Annotated in this window: 23 protein-coding genes; 6 read left to right on the forward strand and 17 right to left on the reverse strand. The window is 68.9% G+C overall.

The genetic code is table 11. The features are described from left to right. Nucleotides 1-347 precede the first annotated feature (347 nt). Nucleotides 348-2,324, forward strand: a complete 1,977-nt coding sequence (locus GXW78_RS26070) for a TonB-dependent receptor domain-containing protein (protein WP_211871849.1) — start codon at nucleotides 348-350, stop codon at nucleotides 2,322-2,324. A 75-nt stretch (nucleotides 2,325-2,399) separates the two neighbouring features. Further along, nucleotides 2,400-3,431: an LLM class flavin-dependent oxidoreductase gene (locus GXW78_RS26075; RefSeq protein ID WP_211871850.1), complete on the forward strand. Its 1,032-nt coding sequence runs from the start codon at nucleotides 2,400-2,402 to the stop codon at nucleotides 3,429-3,431. 29 nt (nucleotides 3,432-3,460) lie between these two features. Here the strand turns inward: GXW78_RS26075 and GXW78_RS26080 are convergent, their stop codons facing one another. From GXW78_RS26080 to GXW78_RS26105, 6 genes are all read right to left on the reverse strand, one after another. Next, entirely contained in the window at nucleotides 3,461-3,766 is a 306-nt protein-coding gene (locus GXW78_RS26080; RefSeq protein WP_211871851.1) for a hypothetical protein, read from the reverse strand. 44 nt (nucleotides 3,767-3,810) lie between these two features. Next, nucleotides 3,811-4,254, reverse strand: a complete 444-nt coding sequence (locus GXW78_RS26085; RefSeq protein WP_211871852.1) for a VOC family protein — start codon at nucleotides 4,252-4,254, stop codon at nucleotides 3,811-3,813. Beyond that, nucleotides 4,229-4,711 carry a host attachment protein gene (locus tag GXW78_RS26090; RefSeq protein ID WP_211871853.1) on the reverse strand — a complete coding sequence of 161 codons (483 nt, stop codon included), beginning with the start codon at nucleotides 4,709-4,711 and terminating at the stop codon, nucleotides 4,229-4,231. Before GXW78_RS26090 ends, GXW78_RS26085 begins: the two co-directional genes overlap by 26 nt. Nucleotides 4,712-4,784: 73 nt before the next feature. Then, nucleotides 4,785-5,057 carry a hypothetical protein gene (locus GXW78_RS26095; RefSeq protein WP_211871854.1) on the reverse strand — a complete coding sequence of 91 codons (273 nt, stop codon included), beginning with the start codon at nucleotides 5,055-5,057 and terminating at the stop codon, nucleotides 4,785-4,787. Between the two features lie 187 nt (nucleotides 5,058-5,244). After that, complete coding sequence (locus GXW78_RS26100; protein WP_211871855.1) at nucleotides 5,245-5,670, reverse strand: NfeD family protein; 426 nt, start codon at nucleotides 5,668-5,670, stop codon at nucleotides 5,245-5,247. Then, entirely contained in the window at nucleotides 5,655-6,656 is a 1,002-nt protein-coding gene (locus tag GXW78_RS26105; RefSeq protein WP_211871856.1) for an SPFH domain-containing protein, read from the reverse strand. The genes GXW78_RS26100 and GXW78_RS26105 overlap by 16 nt, the downstream gene beginning before the upstream one ends. A gap of 102 nt (nucleotides 6,657-6,758) precedes the next feature. Here GXW78_RS26105 and GXW78_RS26110 point away from each other — a divergent pair, with 102 nt between their 5' ends. Next, on the forward strand, nucleotides 6,759-7,541 hold the full coding sequence (locus GXW78_RS26110; protein ID WP_246522651.1) for an SDR family oxidoreductase: 783 nt from the start codon (nucleotides 6,759-6,761) through the stop codon (nucleotides 7,539-7,541). Between the two features lie 3 nt (nucleotides 7,542-7,544). Here GXW78_RS26110 and GXW78_RS26115 read toward each other — a convergent pair whose 3' ends face one another. From GXW78_RS26115 to GXW78_RS26125, 3 genes are all read right to left on the reverse strand, one after another. Continuing rightward, nucleotides 7,545-8,087, reverse strand: a complete 543-nt coding sequence (locus GXW78_RS26115) for a hypothetical protein (RefSeq protein WP_211871857.1) — start codon at nucleotides 8,085-8,087, stop codon at nucleotides 7,545-7,547. Between the two features lie 190 nt (nucleotides 8,088-8,277). Continuing rightward, nucleotides 8,278-8,880, reverse strand: a complete 603-nt coding sequence (locus tag GXW78_RS26120; protein ID WP_338147853.1) for a thiamine pyrophosphate-dependent enzyme — start codon at nucleotides 8,878-8,880, stop codon at nucleotides 8,278-8,280. Further along, a complete protein-coding gene (locus tag GXW78_RS26125; RefSeq protein WP_211871858.1) occupies nucleotides 8,877-9,407 on the reverse strand; it encodes a thiamine pyrophosphate-binding protein in 531 nt (176 codons plus the stop codon). Before GXW78_RS26125 ends, GXW78_RS26120 begins: the two co-directional genes overlap by 4 nt. 100 nt (nucleotides 9,408-9,507) lie before the next feature. Here GXW78_RS26125 and GXW78_RS26130 point away from each other — a divergent pair, with 100 nt between their 5' ends. Then, entirely contained in the window at nucleotides 9,508-9,981 is a 474-nt protein-coding gene (locus GXW78_RS26130) for a YaiI/YqxD family protein (RefSeq protein ID WP_211871859.1), read from the forward strand. A 160-nt stretch (nucleotides 9,982-10,141) separates the two neighbouring features. Here the strand turns inward: GXW78_RS26130 and GXW78_RS26135 are convergent, their stop codons facing one another. From GXW78_RS26135 to GXW78_RS26160, 6 genes are all read right to left on the reverse strand, one after another. After that, nucleotides 10,142-10,654, reverse strand: a complete 513-nt coding sequence (locus tag GXW78_RS26135; protein ID WP_211871860.1) for a M23 family metallopeptidase — start codon at nucleotides 10,652-10,654, stop codon at nucleotides 10,142-10,144. A 120-nt stretch (nucleotides 10,655-10,774) separates the two neighbouring features. Then, a complete protein-coding gene (locus tag GXW78_RS26140; protein WP_211871861.1) occupies nucleotides 10,775-11,497 on the reverse strand; it encodes a thermonuclease family protein in 723 nt (240 codons plus the stop codon). A 33-nt stretch (nucleotides 11,498-11,530) separates the two neighbouring features. Next, the gene (locus GXW78_RS26145; protein WP_211871862.1) at nucleotides 11,531-12,496 is read right to left on the reverse strand and encodes a tripartite tricarboxylate transporter substrate binding protein; all 966 of its coding nucleotides are present in this window, start codon (nucleotides 12,494-12,496) and stop codon (nucleotides 11,531-11,533) included. 79 nt (nucleotides 12,497-12,575) lie between these two features. Then, nucleotides 12,576-13,313 carry a proteasome-type protease gene (locus tag GXW78_RS26150; protein WP_211871863.1) on the reverse strand — a complete coding sequence of 246 codons (738 nt, stop codon included), beginning with the start codon at nucleotides 13,311-13,313 and terminating at the stop codon, nucleotides 12,576-12,578. Nucleotides 13,314-13,399: 86 nt separating this feature from the next. Continuing rightward, entirely contained in the window at nucleotides 13,400-14,377 is a 978-nt protein-coding gene (locus GXW78_RS26155) for a Bug family tripartite tricarboxylate transporter substrate binding protein (protein WP_211871864.1), read from the reverse strand. Nucleotides 14,378-14,412: 35 nt separating this feature from the next. Further along, nucleotides 14,413-15,090 carry a DUF1028 domain-containing protein gene (locus GXW78_RS26160; protein WP_211871865.1) on the reverse strand — a complete coding sequence of 226 codons (678 nt, stop codon included), beginning with the start codon at nucleotides 15,088-15,090 and terminating at the stop codon, nucleotides 14,413-14,415. Between the two features lie 148 nt (nucleotides 15,091-15,238). Here GXW78_RS26160 and GXW78_RS26165 point away from each other — a divergent pair, with 148 nt between their 5' ends. Beyond that, the gene (locus GXW78_RS26165; protein ID WP_211871866.1) at nucleotides 15,239-16,216 is read left to right on the forward strand and encodes a LacI family DNA-binding transcriptional regulator; all 978 of its coding nucleotides are present in this window, start codon (nucleotides 15,239-15,241) and stop codon (nucleotides 16,214-16,216) included. A 16-nt stretch (nucleotides 16,217-16,232) separates the two neighbouring features. Here GXW78_RS26165 and GXW78_RS26170 read toward each other — a convergent pair whose 3' ends face one another. Then, a complete protein-coding gene (locus tag GXW78_RS26170; protein WP_211871867.1) occupies nucleotides 16,233-17,174 on the reverse strand; it encodes an alpha-E domain-containing protein in 942 nt (313 codons plus the stop codon). Continuing rightward, the gene (locus tag GXW78_RS26175) at nucleotides 17,168-18,652 is read right to left on the reverse strand and encodes a circularly permuted type 2 ATP-grasp protein (protein ID WP_456307092.1); all 1,485 of its coding nucleotides are present in this window, start codon (nucleotides 18,650-18,652) and stop codon (nucleotides 17,168-17,170) included. Before GXW78_RS26175 ends, GXW78_RS26170 begins: the two co-directional genes overlap by 7 nt. Nucleotides 18,653-18,834: 182 nt before the next feature. Between GXW78_RS26175 and GXW78_RS26180 the strand changes: the two genes are divergently transcribed. Further along, on the forward strand, nucleotides 18,835-19,338 hold a 504-nt coding region (locus tag GXW78_RS26180), incomplete at its 3' end, for a thiamine pyrophosphate-binding protein (RefSeq protein WP_246522652.1).

Raw genomic sequence — 19,338 nt, forward strand, 5'->3', positions numbered from 1 at the left:
CAGACGCGTAAGGGGAGCGCCGACGTCGCCGCCCCGCGCACATCACTTGCAAATGATTCTCATTATCATTAAATCGCGGTCGCCACCGAGGAGCCCGGGGCACCAAGGAGATCACTGCCGACCATGGCACGATTCGGCCAATAGTTCGTCAGTCTCTTTGAAATCGGGCACGCCGCCGCAGTCCTCATAGGCAAGAAACGGAATAATTCTGGCGCCAATACAGTGCCGTTCCGACAGCGGCCCCTGGCGGTCGCCTGCCGGCAACACGGCCGTTCCATCGGGCCGCCAGATTTTCCGGGCCACAGGATCAGGGGGTTAAGCATATGTACCGTTCCCGCAATGCCCTCATGGCGGGTTCCGCCATGGGATTGGTGACGCTCGCACTCACGACAGCCACGATGGCGCAGACCGCTGCCCCACCGGCGGTCGAACTGAACCCCATCCAGGTGACGGGCCAGGGCGCCTCCGAGAACAGGAGCACGATCGACGGCCAGATGCTGAGGCTCGAGGCCGGAAACCGCGTCGACGACCTGCTGCGGACGCTGCCCGGCGTCTTCACGCGTGAGAATGCACAGCAGCCTGGCGTTGCCGTGAACATCCGCGGGTTCGAGGGCGTGGGCCGCGTGAACATGTCGGTCGATGGCGTGCGGCAGAACTTCCGCTTCACCGGTCACGAGGCCGGTGGCTTCACCTATGTCGACCCGGCGCTGCTCGCGGGCGTCGACGTGACGCGGGGCACGGTGATCGGGACGGGCGGCGGTGCCCTCGCCGGCACCGCCAATTTCCGGACGCTGAACGTCGATGACATCGTCCGTGAGGGCCAGACCTATGGCGCGCTCGCGCGGCTGGGCTGGGGTTCCAACGGCGTCGACTTCGCCGAAATGGCGGCGGCCGGCGTGCGCACCGAACTGGTTGGCGTGGCGGCGGCGATCAGCCACCGAAGCTCGCGCAACTATCACGACGGCTATGGCCAAAGCGTGCCGGGCACCGGGCAGGACCTGATCTCGGGCCTGGCGCGGCTCAACTTCAACCTCGGCGAAGGCCACACGCTGGGCTTCGGCATGGTGCTCTACGACAACGACTTCTACGCGAATTCCTATTACCAGACCGTCAATAACCGCACCTACACGGCCAACTACCGCTACAATCCCGGCAATCCGTGGATCGATCTGCGGGCCAACGCCTACTACAACGACCTGACCATGAAATACACGGGCGGTACGGGAACGGCCGTCAACCGCACGATCGAGGACGAAGGGATCGGCTTCGACATTGCCAACCTGTCGCGCTTCGCACTTGGTCCGGTCCAGGTCGTCAGCAACAACGGCGTCGAGTACTTCCATGATTCGGTTACGTCGAACAACAGCGGTGTCAATCCGGCGGACGGCAACTCCGAGTTGCTCGGCATCTTCACCGACACCACCTTCAGCTACAACATCGTCGATTTCACGGCCGGTCTTCGCTACAACTACTACTCCTTGAGCGGCGACGGCATTCCGAACATCCGGTACGGGCGCTACACCGTCGACAATTCCGAAGGCTCGCTTGACCCGCGGCTCACCCTCGCCATCCGGGCGACCGACTGGCTGCAGCCCTATGTGACCTGGAGCCGCTCCATGCGCGCGCCGACCCTGCAGGAGACGATGCTCGGCGGGTCGCACCCTGGCACCACCAGCGGCACCTACCTGCCGAACCCGGAGCTGAGCCCCGAAACCCAGCAGGGCTGGGAGTTCGGCGTGAACCTTCGCGGCCGGCAGATGCTGACCGACAATGACGTCCTGCGCATCCGCGCCAACTACTTCATCATGAATGTCGAGGACTACATCGTCGCGACCTACGTCGCGCCGCTGCGGTCCTTCCAATACCAGAACGTGCCGGGCAGCTCGCGCGTCCAGGGCTTCGAGTTCGAGGCGAACTACGATGCGCGCGTAGCCTTCGGCAGCATCAACTATACCCACACGGACTCCAAGCTTGCGTCGCAGGTGCCGGGGCTCGGTGCCAGCCAGTACACGCCGGACCACGTCGTCGCCGTCACGGCGGGCGGGCGCATGTTCGACGAAAGGCTGACTCTTGGTGCCCGGTATACCTACGTCTCCGGCGGGCTCACCGCGGGGCTCAACCCGACCTTCACGGGCGCGACGGCGGTCGAGGGCGGCAAGCCCTACAACCTGTTCGATCTCTTCGCGAGCGTGCGGGTCACCGACAATCTCGACCTCAATGCCCGCGTGACCAACGTGTTCGACGTCGCCTACACGCCGTTCCTCAGCACGAACGGCACGGGACAGGGCCGCACCTTCTACTTCGGCCTGCAGGTCCGTCTCTGACGGCAGCATCCCCGCCCCTCACCCCGGGGGCGGGGCCCCTCGCCGCGGCCGGTCGGCGCGCGTAGGCTCGGCCGCATGACCGCCTTCACGCTGTCCGCGCTCGACCAATCCTCCGTCGCCTCAGGCCGCACGCCCGGGGAGGCGATCCGGGAGACCATCGCCCTCGCCCAGCATTGCGATGCGCTGGGCTTCCGCCGCTATTGGTGCGCCGAGCACCACAACTCCGCCTCGCATGCCGGCACCGCGCCGGAGGTGCTGCTCGCGGCGATCGGCGCCACGACGAAGCGCATCCGCATCGGCAGCGCGGGCATCATGCTGCCGCACTACGCGTCATTGAAGGTGGCGGAGCAGTTCCGCGTGCTCGAGGCGATCGCGCCGGGGCGTGTCGATCTCGGCGTCGGCCGCGCGCCGGGGTCCGACGGCCGCACCGCCTTCGCGCTGAACCCCGCGGCCAATCAAGCGGCCGACCGCTTTCCGGCGCAGGTGATGGAAGTGCTCGGCTGGCAGGGTGACGGGCTGCCGGAAAACCACCCCTTCCGCGCCATCGTCGCGCAGCCGGCGGTCGAGACGAGGCCGGAGATGTGGATCCTGGGATCCTCGGATTACGGCGCCCAGGTCGCGGGGTATTTCGCCCTGCCCTACTGCTTCGCGCATTTCTTCTCGGATGGCGGTGGCTCGGAACAGGCGATCGCGGTGTATCGGGAAAGCTTCCAGCCGAAGCCGGACATGGCGGGGCGCCTGGCGGCGCCGCATCCGGCGCTCGGCGTCTACTGCCTTGTGGCTGATACGGAAGCGGAGGCGAAGCGACTGTTCCGCTCCCGCGAGCTATGGCGGCTCAAGCGCGACCGCGGCCTCTATCTGCCCCTGCCCAGCGTCGAGGAAGCCGAGGCGCATTCCTACTCGGATCTCGAACTCTCCCGGATCGAGAAGATGCGCGAAACGGCGATGGTCGGCGCGCCGGAACAGGTAAAGGCGAAGCTGGAGGCGCTGTCGGCGGCGCATGGCGGAATCGCCGAGTTCGCCGTCATCACCCATTGCCACGACCCGGCGGCGCGGCGGCATTCATATACACTGCTCGCGGAAACATTCGGGCTCAAAGCAGCCTAGGCGCAAGTCTCCACGCCGCGGGCAGAGTCCTAGCGGCGGATGAACACGAAGCGCATCGGCTGCGCGCCATTGCGCGCCGCGCGGCGCATGCGCCACCAGAGGGACCCGCCGCCGATCACGCCGGCTACCAGCGCCACCGGAAGCAGGATGCCGATCGCGAGCACTGCAAGGCCGGCGAATACCAGCGCAGCTGCGCCGAGCGCCACCAGCATCGCGATGCCGCCGATGCGGGCGAGCAGGCGGTCGAAGGTGCCTGTCGGCTTTGGCGGCACCGGGTCGCGGAACTCACCTTCCGGGGTCATGTCGATGACAGGGGGGCGGTGCTGCGTGTTCATGGCCCTGAGGACGTGGCCCATCGCGGCGCCGGGATCAAGGGCCGTTACGATCCGTGACGTGGAGCGCGGTATCCGGCTTCGATGTTGTTGCCGTCCGGATCGAGGACATAAGCGCCATAATAGCCCATCTCAGCCGGCCCGCGTGGGCCGGGGGCGCCATTGTCCGTGCCGCCGGCGGCAAGCGCGGCGCGGTGGAACGCATCGACGGAAGCGTGGTCGGGTGCGCGGAAGGCGACATGAATCGGGCTTGCGGAGACTTGGTGCCCGGCCGCCCAGAAGCTCGGCTTGTCGGTGCCGATCCACAGGAAGGGAATCGGCTCCCCCGCGCTACGCACCACCAGGAATGAGGTCGGGCTGTTGTCGATCACGGCCAGTCCGACCGCCTGCGCGGCGGCCTCATAGAATCTGCGGGCGCTGACCAAGTCGCGCACCCGGAATCCCATGTGGTCGAGCAGCATCCGCTCAAACGGCCGTGCGAAGGTCGTCAAGGCGCCGGAACAGGGCGTCGGTTGGCAGCGAGGTCAGGTCGTGATGATCCTCGGCAGCGAGGCCGCGACGCTGGTCGCCCGGCATGTGGGCGAGCACGGCCGCGGCTACCGGCGGCGGGGCGATGAGCACGAAACTGTCGGCGGCATCCTGCCGGAGCGCCAAGGAGACATCCTCCGCTATGCGGCGCGCCAGATTGCGCTTGGCATGTTCCTTCGGCCCATCGTCCAGCCCGTCGCGTTCCATCCCGCTGCGGGCGCCGGAACCGGCAGAGGGAAAGGCGCGGCCCGGACGATCCTCGCCCTGGTCGGCATCCTTGGTGCGGGCGTCCGGCTCATCCCAGTCGAGGGCGGAATCGTATCCACTCTCACCGCTCCGCTTCCGATAGGCGGTACCGCGGCTGCCGTTGGCGACGACGAACAGACAGCGGGCATGGTTGCGGGCCGAGGTGTTGCTCATGCTGGATCCTCCTCGTCGGACAACGCGGAGAGGCCGCCAGGGTTCCGTGGCGGCGGCAGTCCGCCCCGGCCTGTCAGACGTTGCAGGCCCTGGGCACGAAGCGGCAGAGATCGTCCCACCGAAGGTGCGGCGGATGCGCGCTGCCGAGGAGCACGCCATCCGTCATGAGCCACCCCTCCAGGAATGCCTGCACATCGGGAGATCCCAACGCCCGGTCGCGGTCGTCAGGCAGCGGGATGCTTCCATCGCTGACCATCTCGACCAGACCGTAATTCTCGCCGAGGCTGACCTGGTAAAGCCGGCGGTCGGGGCCGACCCTCAAGACCTCCATGACGCGATTCAGCATGGCTGATGCCTTATCAGACGATCCTTACCTTAGTCGCGATCATGCTCCGGCAGGGATATTTCACCGTCGCCGCAGCGACCATGACGGAAGTACAGGCGCCAGCGCATTGTTCCTGACGCTTATTTCCGGGGGTCACCTTGGTGTGACTAGAGCGTGCCGGGACACTGCCGTTGCCGCACGGGCAACCTTATTCTGGACGGACGACGAGGGTCGTGCCGTCCACGCCCTCGACCCGCACCCGCGTGCCGACCGGAACAGGTTCGACCTCGCGCGGCAGCCGCGCGGCCCAGTCTGAGTCTCCGATGCGGACGCGCAACCCCGTCGGTCCCGGATCCATCATCACGCCCGGCCGACCCACCAGGCCGGAGGCCGGCGTGTTCACCTGCGGCCGGGCCGGCGCGGCGCGGCGCAGCCGCAGCGCGACGGCGATCCCCGCAGCGAGGAGGATGATGAAGACCGTGACGGTCACGGCGAACGGCGGTGCCGCCACGAGCAGCATCAGCCCGGTTCCGAGCGCCGCGAGCCCCACCCACAGCAGGTACACGCCGGGCAGGATCGTCTCCGCGCCGAGCAGCACCAGCCCGGCAAGGATCCAGATCAGCGCGGGGTCCATGGCGACGGTGCCTCCGGCAGTGGCGATGCCGCCGGCGGGCGGGGCGGGATGCGCGGCGGCGCAGTGCCATCGGGCCCTCGCAGCAGTTCCATCGCCTGGGTAATGCCGCCGGCCAGGGCGCTGCTCTCCATTGGCACGATCACCAGCTTCTGTGCGTTGTTGCCGGCCAGCACCTCGAACGCCTTCACGTACTTGTCCGCGATGAAGTAGCGCAGGGCGTCGGTGCCGGCGCCGGTTGCTGCCTCGGCCACCGAGCGGGTCGCGTTGGCCTCGGCCTCGGCGAGGCGTTCGCGCGCCTCGGCGTCGCGGAAGGCGGCTTCCTTGCGGCCCTCGGCCGAAAGGATCAGCGCCTGCTTCTCGCCCTCGGCGCGCTTGATCTCGGCCTCGCGCTCGCCTTCCGCCTTGGCGACCGTCGCACGGCGCTCGCGCTCGGCGGTCATCTGCAGGTTCATCGCGCGGATCAGGTTGTCGGGCGGCTCGATCTTGCGGATCTCGACGCGGGCGATCTTCACGCCCCAGGGCTCCGTCGCGCCGTCCAGGATCGCGAGCAGCGAGGAGTTGATGCGCTCGCGGCCGGACAGCGTCGCATCCAGCTCCATCTCGCCGATCACTGCACGGATGTTGGTCATGGTCAGGGCGGTCAGCGCGAAGCCGAGGTTCTGCACGGCATAGGCGGCCTTCGCCGGGTCCATCACGCGGTAGTAGACGATGCCGTCCACCGCAACGGTGGCGTTGTCCCGCGTGATGACCGACTGCTCGGGGATGTCGAGCACCTGCTCCTGTACGTTCACCCGGCGGCCGATGCCGTCGATGAACGGGATGATGAAGTTGAGCCCCGGGGTAAGCATCCGGGTGAAGGCGCCGAATCGCTCGACCGTCCAGACTTCGCCCTGCGGCACGGTGCGGATGCCCCGCAGCGCCGTCAGCACCGCCAGGAACAGCAGGACGATCAGGACGATCGTCGGCAGGGACACAATCTGGTTCATGCGCCGACCATAGACCGGAACCCCGGCGCGACGGAACGCCGCCCTTGCCCGCCGGGCGTCCCGGCCCGACCATGGCCGAAGCCTTTCACAGGGGGGAACGACATGCAGGGCAGCAACCAGCCGCTGACGGTGGACCTTGCCGGGCTGAGGGTCGCGATCAGCGCCGGGGCGGGCGGCATCGGCCGCGTCATGGCCGACAGCTTCGCCGGCCGCGGCGCCAAGGTCTTCGTCTGCGACGTGGATGACGAGGCGCTGGCAGACTGCCCGCACCCCAGGATGCGCACCGACATGGGCGACACCGCCGCCTGCGAGGAATTCGTCGATGTCGCCGCTTCGACGCTCGGCGGGCTCGATGTGCTGGTGAACAATGCGGGGATCGCCGGGCCCACGGCGCGCGTCGAGGATGTGACGCCCGAGGCGCTGGAGGCGACGCTGCGGATCGACCTCGCCGCCATGTTCCATTGCGCGCGGCGTGCGGTGCCGCATCTGCGCAACGCCGGTGGCGGGTCGATCGTGAACCTGTCCTCGGCCGCCGGCCGCTTCGGCTTTCCGTTGCGCAGCCCCTATGCCGCGGCGAAATGGGGCGTGGTGGGGTTCACCAAGTCGCTGTCGATCGAACTCGGGCCGGACCGCATCCGGGTGAACGCGATTTTGCCGGGCCTCGTCGCCGGCGACCGCATCCGCCGCGTCATCGAGGCGAAGGCGCAGGCGCAGGGCGTGTCCTTCAAGGAGAAGGAGGCGGAGCTACTGCGCGACGTCTCCCTGCGCAGCTACGTGACGCAACACGACATCACCAACATGGCGCTGTATCTGTGCTCGCCCTTCGGCGCGACGATCAGCGGGCAGGCGCTGTCCGTCGACGGGGACGTGCAGCGCCTGGGGTGATGGTCAGCGGAGTTCGGCGAGCACCTCGCTGATCCGGCGATCCTGGTTGGTCTGATCGCGGCAGAGGCGGGGCACGCCCTCCCCCACCTTGTCCAGCGCCGCACGGGTGATCGTGCCGGCGACTCCGTCGCGCCAGCCGACCATGAAGGGCACGAGGTTGCGCGCGCCGTCCCGCCAGACAGGCGCGAGGTTCTGGCAGGTCATCGTGGCGAGGTCGATATCCGTCGCCGCCGCTGCCGTGGCCGGCAGCGCGCGGATGATGTCGGTGACGCGGCGCTCGGCCGCGGCATCGCCCGTGCAGTCGCGGCGCAGCGCGGCTTCGGCCGCATCCACCGCAGCGGTGGAGTAGCGCGAGCGCCCTGCCCGCGCAGCCTGGGCGCCGAGTTCGGCGGCGGCGAGGTGCCGCGGCGTCAGCCGGCTGGCCCGCGCCTGCGCGCAGGTGACGGTGCCGAGCGTCACCGGCGTGTCGGGCGTCGGTCGCGCATCCTGCGCCGCAACGGGCATCGTCGTGGCGAGGAGTAGGCAGAGCGTCGGCAGCACGCGCATCAATCAGGTCCCGGTCCGTTGGCGGCCGGAAGATGCGGGCATCGCGCCGTCCCAGGCAACCGCGCCGGATGCATGGGCCGCCCAAGGGCCGTCGCATGCAGGCTGGCGTGCATCGCCTTCGTCGCGGCGCCATGCGCAGGGTGACAGGTTCCGGACATGCGTTGGTCGGCGCATGTCCGGCTCACCTGAATCAGACCGCCTGCGCCATCGCGCGCGAGAACGTCTCCCGGAAGCGGATCGGGTCGCGATCGGTCTGGTCGCGGCCGGGCTCCCTGTCGATCTTCACGCCGATGACGTGCGGGCCGTCGGTCGTCAGGGCCTTGCCCACCAGCGCGTCGAACTCCGCCTCATCCGCCGCCCAGGCGGCGGAAGCGAGACCGGAGGCACGGGCGATCGCCACCATGTCCGTCCCGGCACTGGCCGAGGGCGTCCCCTGGCTGCCGGTGATCTGATAGATCCCGTTGTCCCAGATGATGATCGTGAGGTTCTTGGGCTTCTGCGCCGCGATGGTGGACAGGCAGCCAAGCTGCATCAGCAGCGAGCCGTCGCCCTCGAGCGCGAAGACCCGGCGGTTCGGCTGTGCGATGGCGACGCCGAAGGCGATCGGCGCGGCCAGGCCCATGCTGCCCAGCATGTAGAAGTTCTCGCCGCGATCCTTGCCCGAGGCCCAGAGGTCCCAGTTGGAATTGCCGATGCCGCCGATCACGGCTTCGCGCTTCGTCAGCTTGCCGACCAGGCGCTTCGTCAGCGCCGCGCGGTTCATCACATGCAGGTTGTCGGTGTTGTCGGTCACTTGCGCGCTCCGCTCAGCAGAGGGGAGATGATCAGGCACGCCGGCCAGCGCGTGGCGAAAGCCTGGCGGATGGTGCGGTCTGCCATGAAGGCGGCCTCATCGAGGCGCGTCATGGTGTGGTGTTCGATGCCCATCGAATCGAGGATCGGCCGCATGGTGCGGCAGACGATCGCCTGGCCTGGGTTGAACTCGCCCATCGTGCCGCGCTCGGAGACCACCATCAGCACCGGCACCTGGAAGGCGACGGGCAGCGAGGCCAGAACGTTCGGCAGCGTCGCGAAGCCCGAGGTCTGCATCATCACGATGCCGCGCATCCCGGCCATGCTCGCGCCGGTGACGATGCCGACGGCTTCTTCCTCACGCGCGCAGGGGAAGGCGGTGAAGAAGGGGTCGGCATGGATGCCGTCGATCAGCGGCCGGAGCACGTTGTCGGGAACATAGGTGACCAGCCGGACGTCGTTGTCCTTCAGGGCCTGGCGCAGAATGGCGTGCCAGGTGGTCGGTGGCGCATCGGTCGCGCTCGTCATCGTCGAGATGTCTCCTCACTCGTCGGGGCGGGTATCGCACCGGCAGCGACGACAGCCAAGGCGGGTGGTGGCACGGCCGTCCAGGCGCTACGCCTGAGCCATGACCGATTTGCCCCGCTTCCTCGTCGATGCCGATGCCTGCCCCGTGCGCGAGGAAATCATCCGCGTCGCGGGCCGGCTCGGCCTGAGTGTTGTCCTGGTGACGAACGGGTCGCGCCCGATCCGCCCGCCCGGCGTACCCTTCGTGCGGCTGGTGGTGGTGTCCGAAGGCGCGGACAAGGCGGATGACTGGATCGCCGATGAAGCGACGCCGGTCGATGTCTGCCTGACGGCGGATATCCCGCTCGCGGCGCGATGCTTGGCGAAGGGTGCCTTTGCGCTGTCCTTCAAGGGCAAGCCGTGGACGGAGGACAACATTGGCAGCGCGCTGGCCGGTCGGGAATTGTCGCGCCACCTGCGCGAGGTCGGCACGATCACCGGCGGGCCGGCACCCATGGCGGCGGCGGACAGGTCGCGCTTCCTGAATGCGCTCGACACGATGGCGCAGGCGGCGTTGCGGCGGGCGCGAGGGTAGGAGCCGAGAGGGTCTTTGCCCCTCTCCCCACCCACGGCCGAAGGGCCCTTGATCGGCCGCAGATACGGGGCCGGCGGAACCGATCGGCGCGAGTGCGCCGCAGCGGCGGGTCGTTCAGCTCAGCGGAAGGCGTTGGGCGCGCACGCCATGGCGGGAAGTCTCAGCGCGGTGCCTCGGCGACCTGGCGATCCTCGAGGCAGGCGGTCTGCGTCAGCCAGGGCCACGGATTGACCGGGCGGCCGTCCACCCGCAGCTCGATATGCAGATGCGCGCCGGTGGTCCGGCCGGTGCGGCCGACCGCGCCGATGCTGCCGTTGGGGCCGATCTGCGCACCGACCGCAACGCCCGGTGCGATGCGGGAGAGATGCGCGTAACGCGCCACCGACCCGTCCGCATGCTCGATATCCACCATCAGGCCATAGGCGTAGTAGCGCCCGGCGAAGACGACGCGGCCCGACCGGGCGGCGGTGATCGGGGAACCGTTGGGAGCGCGGATATCGACGCCCGGGTGGAACCCGCGGCCACGACCCCCGAAGCCCGAGGAATACTCGCCGGCGACGGGCAGCAAGCCGTCACAGGGGCCGGCATACGCAGCGCCCGGCATGACAGCGACCGCACCTGCGGCAATGCCCGCGGCCAAAGACAGGCCGCAGGACAGGCGCGTCTTGCGCATGAAAGGGGATTCTCCCGTTGGTGAAGCCGGGCGGCATTGGCCGTGACGGGCATCACAGCGTCAACCCGCGGGGGCTTGAAATCGGCGTAATGTTCTGTTCCGGAACAATGCCGCTGCGGATCAGTGGCCTTGGCGGCGGCGCCACTCCCAGGGCGGTTCGAACCGCCCGGCCCAGATGCCACGGCCGCGGGCGCGCGCTTCATCCTCCTGCGGGACATAGGCCATCGAGAACTGGCGATAGGCCATGGCCCAGCCCCCGGCGACCATGGCCGCGGCGATGTCCTGGCCCTCGGCGTTCACGCAGCGGACGACCCGGCGGTCGTAGCGGTCGGTGCCGATCGTCTCGCAGGTGAGCGCACCGCTGCCCAGCAGACGGCCGAGCGCAACGCGGGCTTGCTCCCCGCATTGGTATCCGCTGCCGCCGCGCTCGCAGACCTGGGCCATCTCCGGCGCGTCGATCCCGTTCAGGCGAAGCCTGTCGCCGCCGGCGGACACCGTGTCGCCATCGACGACCGTGGCGCGGATGCTGAAGGTACCGCCGGTCGCGGATGGTCCAGCCGGTGCCTGCGTGGAACCGCCATAAATCACCCGCGGCATCGCCGGCCGCGCGGTCTGGGCGGGGGCGGCGGCAGGGGGCATCTCAATGCGCTGCGGCGCCTGAGGTTGAACCCAATGGTCGCGCAGAACGAAGTAGCCGATGATGATCAGCATCGACGGCACCAGCGCGCCCGGCAGCAGCATCGCCAGGTGCCGCCGCCAGCGGCCGCGCCGGGGCGTGACGCGCTCGGCGAAGCGGAGCGCGTCACGCAGTTCGGGCGGCAGGGTCCGGCGGCGGCGGAACATCCCGCCGCTTCTGGCGCGCGTGACGATTCGGCGTCAATCGGCGCGGATGTTGTTCTCCCGGACCACGGCGCCCCACTTCGCGACTTCCCGCTGCACGAAGGTGCCGAGCGTCGCCGGGTCGGACATCACGAGGCGCGCCTGCTGCGTCTCCTCCATCGTGCGGCGGACCTGTGCGTCGGACAGCGATTCCTTCAGCGCGGCGTTCATCCGCGCCACCGCATCCTGCGGCGTGCCGTGCGGGGCGAAGACGCCCCACCACGCCTCGGCCTCGAGGCCCTGGAATCCCGCCTCGGAGACCGTCGGCATGCCGGAGAGGCCCGCCAGTCGTTCCGGCCCGAACTGCGCGAAGGTGCGCAGCGTGCCGCCCTGCACATGCGGATTCACCACCGCGGCCGAGCCGATCATCATGTCCACATGGCCGGCGACGGTGTCGTTCACCGCAAGGCCACCGCTGCGATAGGGCAGATGCGTCAGGCGCGTGTTCGTCTTGCCCTGCAACAGCACCATGGTCAGGTGACCGATCGTGCCATTGCCCGTGGACCCGAAGGAGACACCGTCAGGCTGCGCCTTCGCGCGGTCCACCACATCCTGGATGTTGCGGAACGGCTTGTCCGGCTTGCTGGCCAGGACATACGGCGCACCGCCGATCAGCATGACCGGGTCGAGGTCGCGATCCGGGTTGAAGGGAAGCTGCGGGATCAGCGCGGCGAGCGTCGCGTGGCTGTCGAAGGTCAGCAGCCAAGTCTGACCGTCCGGGCGTGCCTTGGCGACGACGTCGGTGCCGATGGAACCGGCCGCACCGCCGCGGTTCTCCACCACCACCGGCACGCCGAGGCGCTGCGTCAGCCCAGGGGTGACGAGCCGTGCGACCGCATCGGTCGACCCGCCCGGCGCGAAGGGAACCACGATGCGGATGGCGCTGCCCTGGGCGCGCACGGCAGGCGCGGCGAGCACGGCGGCGGCAGCGCCGAGCACGAGGCGGCGGGTCGGTCGGATCATTGGCGTTCTCCCGTGTGAAGGCAGCCTTGATGCGGCGTGCGAGGCGGTGAGGCAACCCCTGATCACGCCGGCGTGGGGTTCAGCCGGGCACCCAGTCCGGCACCGGCATGGCGCGGTAGGCGTCGCGCAGGCTGTTCGACCAGCCCTCGCGGACCGAGCGGAAATAGGGTTCGTCCTCGGAGATGCGCATCCGCAGCGTCGCGGTGCAGCCGCCCTCCCGATAGACCAGCAGGTCGAGCGGCATGCCCACGGTCAGGTTGGACCGCAGCGTGGAATCCATGCTGATCAGCGCGAGCTTCACGCCGTCCACCAGGCTGGTGTCGGGCGTCACGACGCGGTCGAGGATCGGCTTCCCGTATTTGTGCTCCCCGATCTGCAGGAAGGGCGTGTCGGCGGTCGCCTCGATGAAATTGCCGGCGGCGTAGATCATGAACAGCCGCATCCCCTGCCCCACGATCTGCCCGCCGAGCAGCAGCGCCACGTCGAAGCCGATGCCCTGGGCGCGGAGCGATGGTCCGTCCGCCTCGAACACCGCGCGAACCGCGGCGCCGACGAGTTGGGCGGCGCGGAACATCGTCGGGATGTCGCGCAGCGTGTGACGCTCGCCATCCAGCCAGACGCCTTCCTGCAGGCGCGACCAGACCTGTTGGCTGATCGCGAGATTGCCCGAGGAGAGCATCGCGATTACGCGTTCGCCCGGCACTTCCTCGACATGCATCTTGGAGAAGGTCGAGATGTGGTCGACGCCCGCATTGGTACGGGTGTCCGAGAGCAGGACCAGGCCCTGGTTCAGATAGAGCCCGACGCAGTAGGTCATGGGTGGCGCCTCCGATGGGGCGGAGAGACAGCGATCAAGGCTGTAGCGTCAAGACCGCGCAGCGCCGCGTCGGGCTCCGTAGCGCATCAGAGCTGCAGCCGGATGCCGAGGCGCGAGATCACCCCGCCCCAGAGGCGCGAATGCTCATCGATGATCCGGGCCAGTTCCTCGGTCGAAGAGGATTGCGCGGTGAAGCCGGTCGCATCGATGCGGTTGCGGACCTCCGGCATGGCGATCGCGGCGGCGACGGCGCGCTGCAGCCGGGCGACGACTGGTGCCGGCGTGCCGGCCGGAGCGGCGATGCCGAACCAGGAATTCGCTTCAAGTCCCGTGAAGCCCTGTTCGGCGAAAGTCGGCAGGTCGGGCGCCGCCGGGCTGCGCGCGGCATCCGCCACGGCGATGATGCGAATGCGGCCGGCCTTGTGCTGCTCGATCAGCGCGCCGCTGATGCTGGCTGGCATGAACTGGATCTCGCCCGTGCTGAGCGCCGTCAGCGCCGGCGCCTCGCCGCGATAGACGATCGGCTCAGCCCGAATGCCGGTCGAGGCGAGCACCATCGAGGCGAACAGATCCGCACCGGTGCCTGGGCCATAAGTGTGGTAGTTCAACTGGCCCGGTCGCTGCCGCGCATAATCCACGAACTCGCGCAGGTTCCGTGCCGGCACGGTCAGCGAGATGGCGATGATCCAAGGTGCCACGGCGACGAGGGAGACCGGCTGGAAGTCCGACACCTTGTACGGCAGGTTCTGGTACAGATGCGGGTTCGTCGTCAGCGCCGAGGTCGAGGCGAAGAGCAGCGTGTAGCCATCCTTGGGGGCCTGCACGACCGCCATGGTCCCGACGACGGTCGCACCGCCGGGACGGTTCTCCACGACGACGGGCTGGCCGAGATCGCGTGACATACCATCGGCCAGAATGCGGGCCGTGACGTCGCTGCTGCCGCCGGCGGGGAAGGCGACGACCAGCGTGATCGGGCGCGTCGGGAATGACGGCGCCTGCGCTTCGGCCCGCGTCGCGACGGCGAACGGCGCGGCGAGGGAAAGCAGCGCCAGGCGGCGGCTCATGTCATCAGATGTCATCCGGGTGTCCCTTCGTGCCGTCAGATGGTCAGCGCGGAATTGATCAGGGGCTTCAGCTCGTACGGCCGGAGCACCTGAGTGACGAAGCGATCGACCAAAGGTTCGTAGCTTCGCCAAAGCCGTCGCAGCGTGAGATGCGGGTCAGGCTCGAAATCGACCCGGAGGTCCACGAGCGGCCAGGAGTGGCGGTCGACGACCAACAGGGCCGCGGCCATGACCGGCTGGGTTTCGCCGCCCGCGGCGACGCCGGCATCGAGGGCCGCGAGCAGGCGCTCGACGAAGGCGCCGGCGGGCGACGCCTCGAAGGCCTGCACCATGGCCGTGGAGACATCCGCCGTCGCCAGGAAGTTGCCGGCGGCGACGCAACCGGTGCCGATGCAGCCGCTGTTGATCGATTCGATCTGCGGACCATTGAAGAAGGCCGCGCGCCCCTCCCGGTCGAGCGCCGCGAATTGCCGCTGGCCCGGGTGCTCGCTGCCCGCGACCAGGAGATCGACCGTTTCCTTGGCACTGTATCCGCGCGCCAGCAGGTCCAGCCCCAGCGGGCCGGCGCGCGTGTCGGTACGGTGCTGCGTCAGGACGGCACCGACGCCGGCGCGCGCCCACGGGCAGCGATTGCCCACCGCGATGCTGGAACTGGATGAGGCAATCCCGAACATGCCGGTGGCCGGATCGAGGGCTGCCAGGGAAAACGTCATTGTAGTGCCGCCTTCTTGACATCAATTGGGGTCGTTGTAGCGCTACAATTATCCAGATCAAGCGGAAATCGCCGTTCGACCCTCGTCGACCCCCATGGTAAGCGCGGCCATGACATCCGGCCCGCCCCTGCCCCCGCCCGCTGTCCGGATGAGCGACGTCGCCCGCGAGGCCGGCGTGTCGCCGATGACGGTGTCGAACGCCTTCAAGCGGCCCGAGATCGTTCTGCCGGAAACGCGGGAGCGCATCCTCAGCGCCGCGCGGCGGTTGGGCTACGTGCCGAATGGCATCGCCGGCATGCTGGCGTCCGGGCGCAGCAACCTTGTCGCCGTGCTGGTGCCGTCCATCCGCAATTCCAGTTTCGCCCGCACGATACAGGGGCTGAGCGACGCCTTGTCCGAGCACGGCTTCCAGCTTCTTCTCGCGGTGGCGGACACCGCCGACAGCGAGTTCCAGGCGGTGGAATCGGTGCTTGCCCGCCGTCCGGCCGGCATCGTGCTGACCGGGAACGAGCACCATCCGGACACCGTCCGCCTGCTGCGGCAATCCGGCGTGCCGCTCGTCGAAACCTGGATACTGAGCGAACCGATCCTGGACATGGCCGTCGGCTTCACGCTGGGCGACGCAGCGGGGGAGATGGCGCGGTTCCTCGTCTCCCGCGGCTACCGGCATATCGGCTTTGCCGGCTACCTGCCGGCCGAGCGCAGCCGTTTCCTTGAACGGCAACGCGGCTTCCAATCCGCCTTGCGGCAGGCCGGTCTGCGCGACGACCTGATCTTCCATGCGGACGAAACCGTTGGCTTCGCGGGCGGCCGGCTCGCCATGACCGAGCTGCGTGCGCGGGAGCCGCGTCTGGATGCCTTGTTCTGCGTGACTGACATCTTCGCGGTCGGTGCCCTGTTTGAATGCCAGCGCCGTGGCATTGCCGTGCCGCGGGACTTCGCCGTCGCGGGCTATGGCGATTTCGAGATCGCGGCCGAGGTCGTTCCCGGCCTGACGACGGTCCGGACACGGGGGTATGAGATCGGGCGGGCGGCGGCGTCCCTGGTGGTCGAACGCGCTGCCGGCCGGGCGACGACCTCCCGTGTCGACGTCGGCTACGAACTGATCATTCGCGGCAGCGCGTGATGCATGCCGGGCCGGATCAGGCCTGGAGATAAAACCCCTGGATCTGCCGCCCCAGTTCCAGGTTCCGGTTCACCGTCGCCGTCAGGAACTCGTGCAGGCCGCCTTCCATGATGTCCCCGATGCGCCCGAAGCGCAGCCGGGCGTGCATCTCGCCGGCGAGGCGATGTGCTTCCCCGCGCCGGCCGCCATGCAGTGTGGCGATGCCGTCCAGCGTCTCCTCGATCCGCGCGTAGCAGGCGACCATTGAGCGGGGCAGCTCGGGACGCAGGATCAACAGCTCGGCGATGCGCTGCGGATCGAGCCGCGCGTGATAGACCCAGTGATAGGCGCGCAGCGCCGAGACCGATCGCAGGATCGCCTGCCATTGGAAATGGGCGAGCGTTCCACCCTCCTCCGCCCCCATCAGCGCGTGGTGGTGCACGTCCAGCACACGGGCGGTGTTGTCGGCGCGCTCGACCATCGTGCCCAGGCGGACAAAGCTCCAGGCCTCGTCGCGCAGCATGGTGTCGGCATAGGCGCCGTTGAACAGGACGGTGCGGGACTTCACCCAGTCGAGGAAGGCCGGCAGGTGGTCCGGGGTGAATGTGTCGTCGGTGCTGCGGCGGCTTTCCGACCAAGTCTCGTTCACCGCTTCCCACATGTCGACCGTCAGCGCGGTGCGCACGGCGCGGGCGTTGCTGCGGGCGGCCTCGATGCAGGACCGGATGGAAGACGGGTTCTTCGCCTCGGCGGCGAGGTAGCGCACCACGGCGTCCTGCGTGAGTTCCTGCCCCGTCGTCGCGAAACCCGGCGCGGCGCCGGAGACGGTGAGCAGCGCCCGCCAGGCGTTGTTGCGGCGGTCCACTGCGCCGGTCAGGCTCGCCATGCGCAGCGTGACCTGAAGGCCGCGCGCATTGTTGCCTGCGCGCTCCATGTAGCGGCCGAGCCAGTAGAGGCTGTCGGCGGTCCGGCTCAGCATTGCGACTGGCCCTGAGATTGGGAGGAGGTGGCCGGCACGCGGGGCACGTCGGCCGGATCATCCTCCAGCACCCAGGTGTCCTTGGTGCCGCCACCCTGAGACGAATTCACCACGAGCGAGCCTTCGCGCAGCGCGACGCGGGTCAGCCCGCCGGGGACGATGCGCACCTCCTTGCCGCAGAGCACGAAGGGGCGGAGGTCGACATGGCGGGGCGCGATGCCCTTCTCGACCAGCGTCGGCACGGTGGACAGGGCGAGCGTCGGCTGGGCGATGTATTCGGCGGGCTTCGCCTTGATGCGCGCGGCGAATTCGGCGCGCTGTTCCGCCGTGCTGTGCGGCCCGACCAGCATGCCGTAGCCGCCCGACCCATGCGTCAGCTTCACCACCAGCTCGTCGAGGTGGTCGAGGACATAGGCGCGGTCGTCCTCACGCTCGCAGAGATAGGTCGGGACATTGGCGAGCAGCGGTTCCTCACCGAGATAGAACCGCACCATCTCGGGCACATAGGGGTAGATCGCCTTGTCGTCGGCGATGCCAGCACCCGGCGCATTGGCGAGCGCGACGTTGCCGGCCTTGTAGGCCGCCATCAGCCCCGGCACGCCGAGCACGCTTTCCGGACGGAAGACCTTCGGATCGAGGTAGTCGTCGTCGATGCGGCGGTAGATCACGTCCACGCGCTGCGGCCCGGTCGTGGTGCGCATGTAGACGACGTCGTTCTCAACGACGAGGTCCGGGCCCTCCAGGACCTCGACCCCCATCTCGTCCGCGAGGAAGCAATGCTCGTAATACGCGCTGTTGTAGGAGCCGGGGGTGAGGATCGCGACGCGCGGCGCACCCGGGCAGTTGGGTGGCGCGACCGATTTCAGCGTCTCCAGCAGTTCCTCGGGATAGTGGCTCACCGGTGCGACGTGATGCGCGGCGCAGAGGCCCGGGAAGAGGCGGAGCATCGCCTCCCGCCCCTCCAGCATGTAGGAGACGCCGGAAGGCGTACGGCAATTGTCCTCGAGCACCCAGAAATCGTTCGTGCCGGTGCGCACCACGTCGATGCCGGCCACATGGGTGTAGACGCCTCCGGGGGGCACGAATCCCTTCATCTCAGGACGGAAGGCTTCGTTCTGGCGGATCAGCGCGGCGGGGATGCGACCGGCCTTCAGGATCTCCTGCGCGCCATAGATGTCGAGCAGGAAGAGGTTCAGCGCCTTCACCCGCTGCACCAGCCCGCGCGAGAGCGATTCCCATTCGGCGCGCGCCAGGATGCGCGGGATGATGTCGAAGGGGATCAGCCGCTCCGGGTCGCCGCCCTCGCCATAGACGGCGAAGGTGATGCCGATGCGCTTGAACAGCAGCTCGGCCTCGTGCCGGCGACGTTCCAGCGCCTCGCGCGGCGTCGCCGCGAGCCAGCGGGCGATCTCGGCGTAAGGTCCGCGAAAGAGGCCGTCGGCCGTCATCTCGTCGAAGGCGGGGGTGGTCGTGGTCACCGGCGCGAAGTCCTCCGGCCGCCAGCCTCGCCGGGGCCGGGGGGCGGCGCAAGCCTGTGTTGGTGACGCGGCGCAACATCCAGCCTCGTTCTGCCCAGGAAGCGGGCGAAACCTGTCCCCCGGATGGGCAGCACGCGGCGGCGCCCCTATCCTGGCGCTGTCCAACGAGCCGGGGGAATGCCATGAACGACACCGCCACGACGACCGCTGCCGATTCGATTGCCGCCGCCTTCGCGGATGCCGGCACCAAGCGGATCTACGGCGTGCCCGGCGGTGGTTCGAGCCTCGACCTGATCGCCGCCGCGAAGGTACGTGGCATCGACTTCGTGCTGGCCCGGCATGAGACCTCGGCGGTGATCATGGCCGCAACGGAGGCGGAGCTGTCGGGCTCGCCGGGCGTCGCGCTGTGCACGCGAGGACCCGGCGTGGGGAATGCGGCGAACGGTATGGCGCATGCGGCGCTGGACCGCGCACCGGTCGTGCTGCTGGCCGATGGCTTCGCGCCGGCGGAGCGCGAATTCGCGACGCATCAGTACTTTGACCATGCGGCGATGATGGCTCCGGTGACGAAGGTGCAGCTTTCGGTCGGGCAGATGGCGGCGGGCGAGGCGGCGACGCGCGCCGTCGGCGCGGTGCTGGCCGCGCCGCGCGGCGCGGCGCTGATCGAATTGTCCGGCGGCGCGGCA

It is taken from the genome of Neoroseomonas terrae, assembly GCF_018129025.1.
Taxonomy (GTDB): Bacteria; Pseudomonadota; Alphaproteobacteria; order Acetobacterales; family Acetobacteraceae; genus Neoroseomonas; species Neoroseomonas terrae.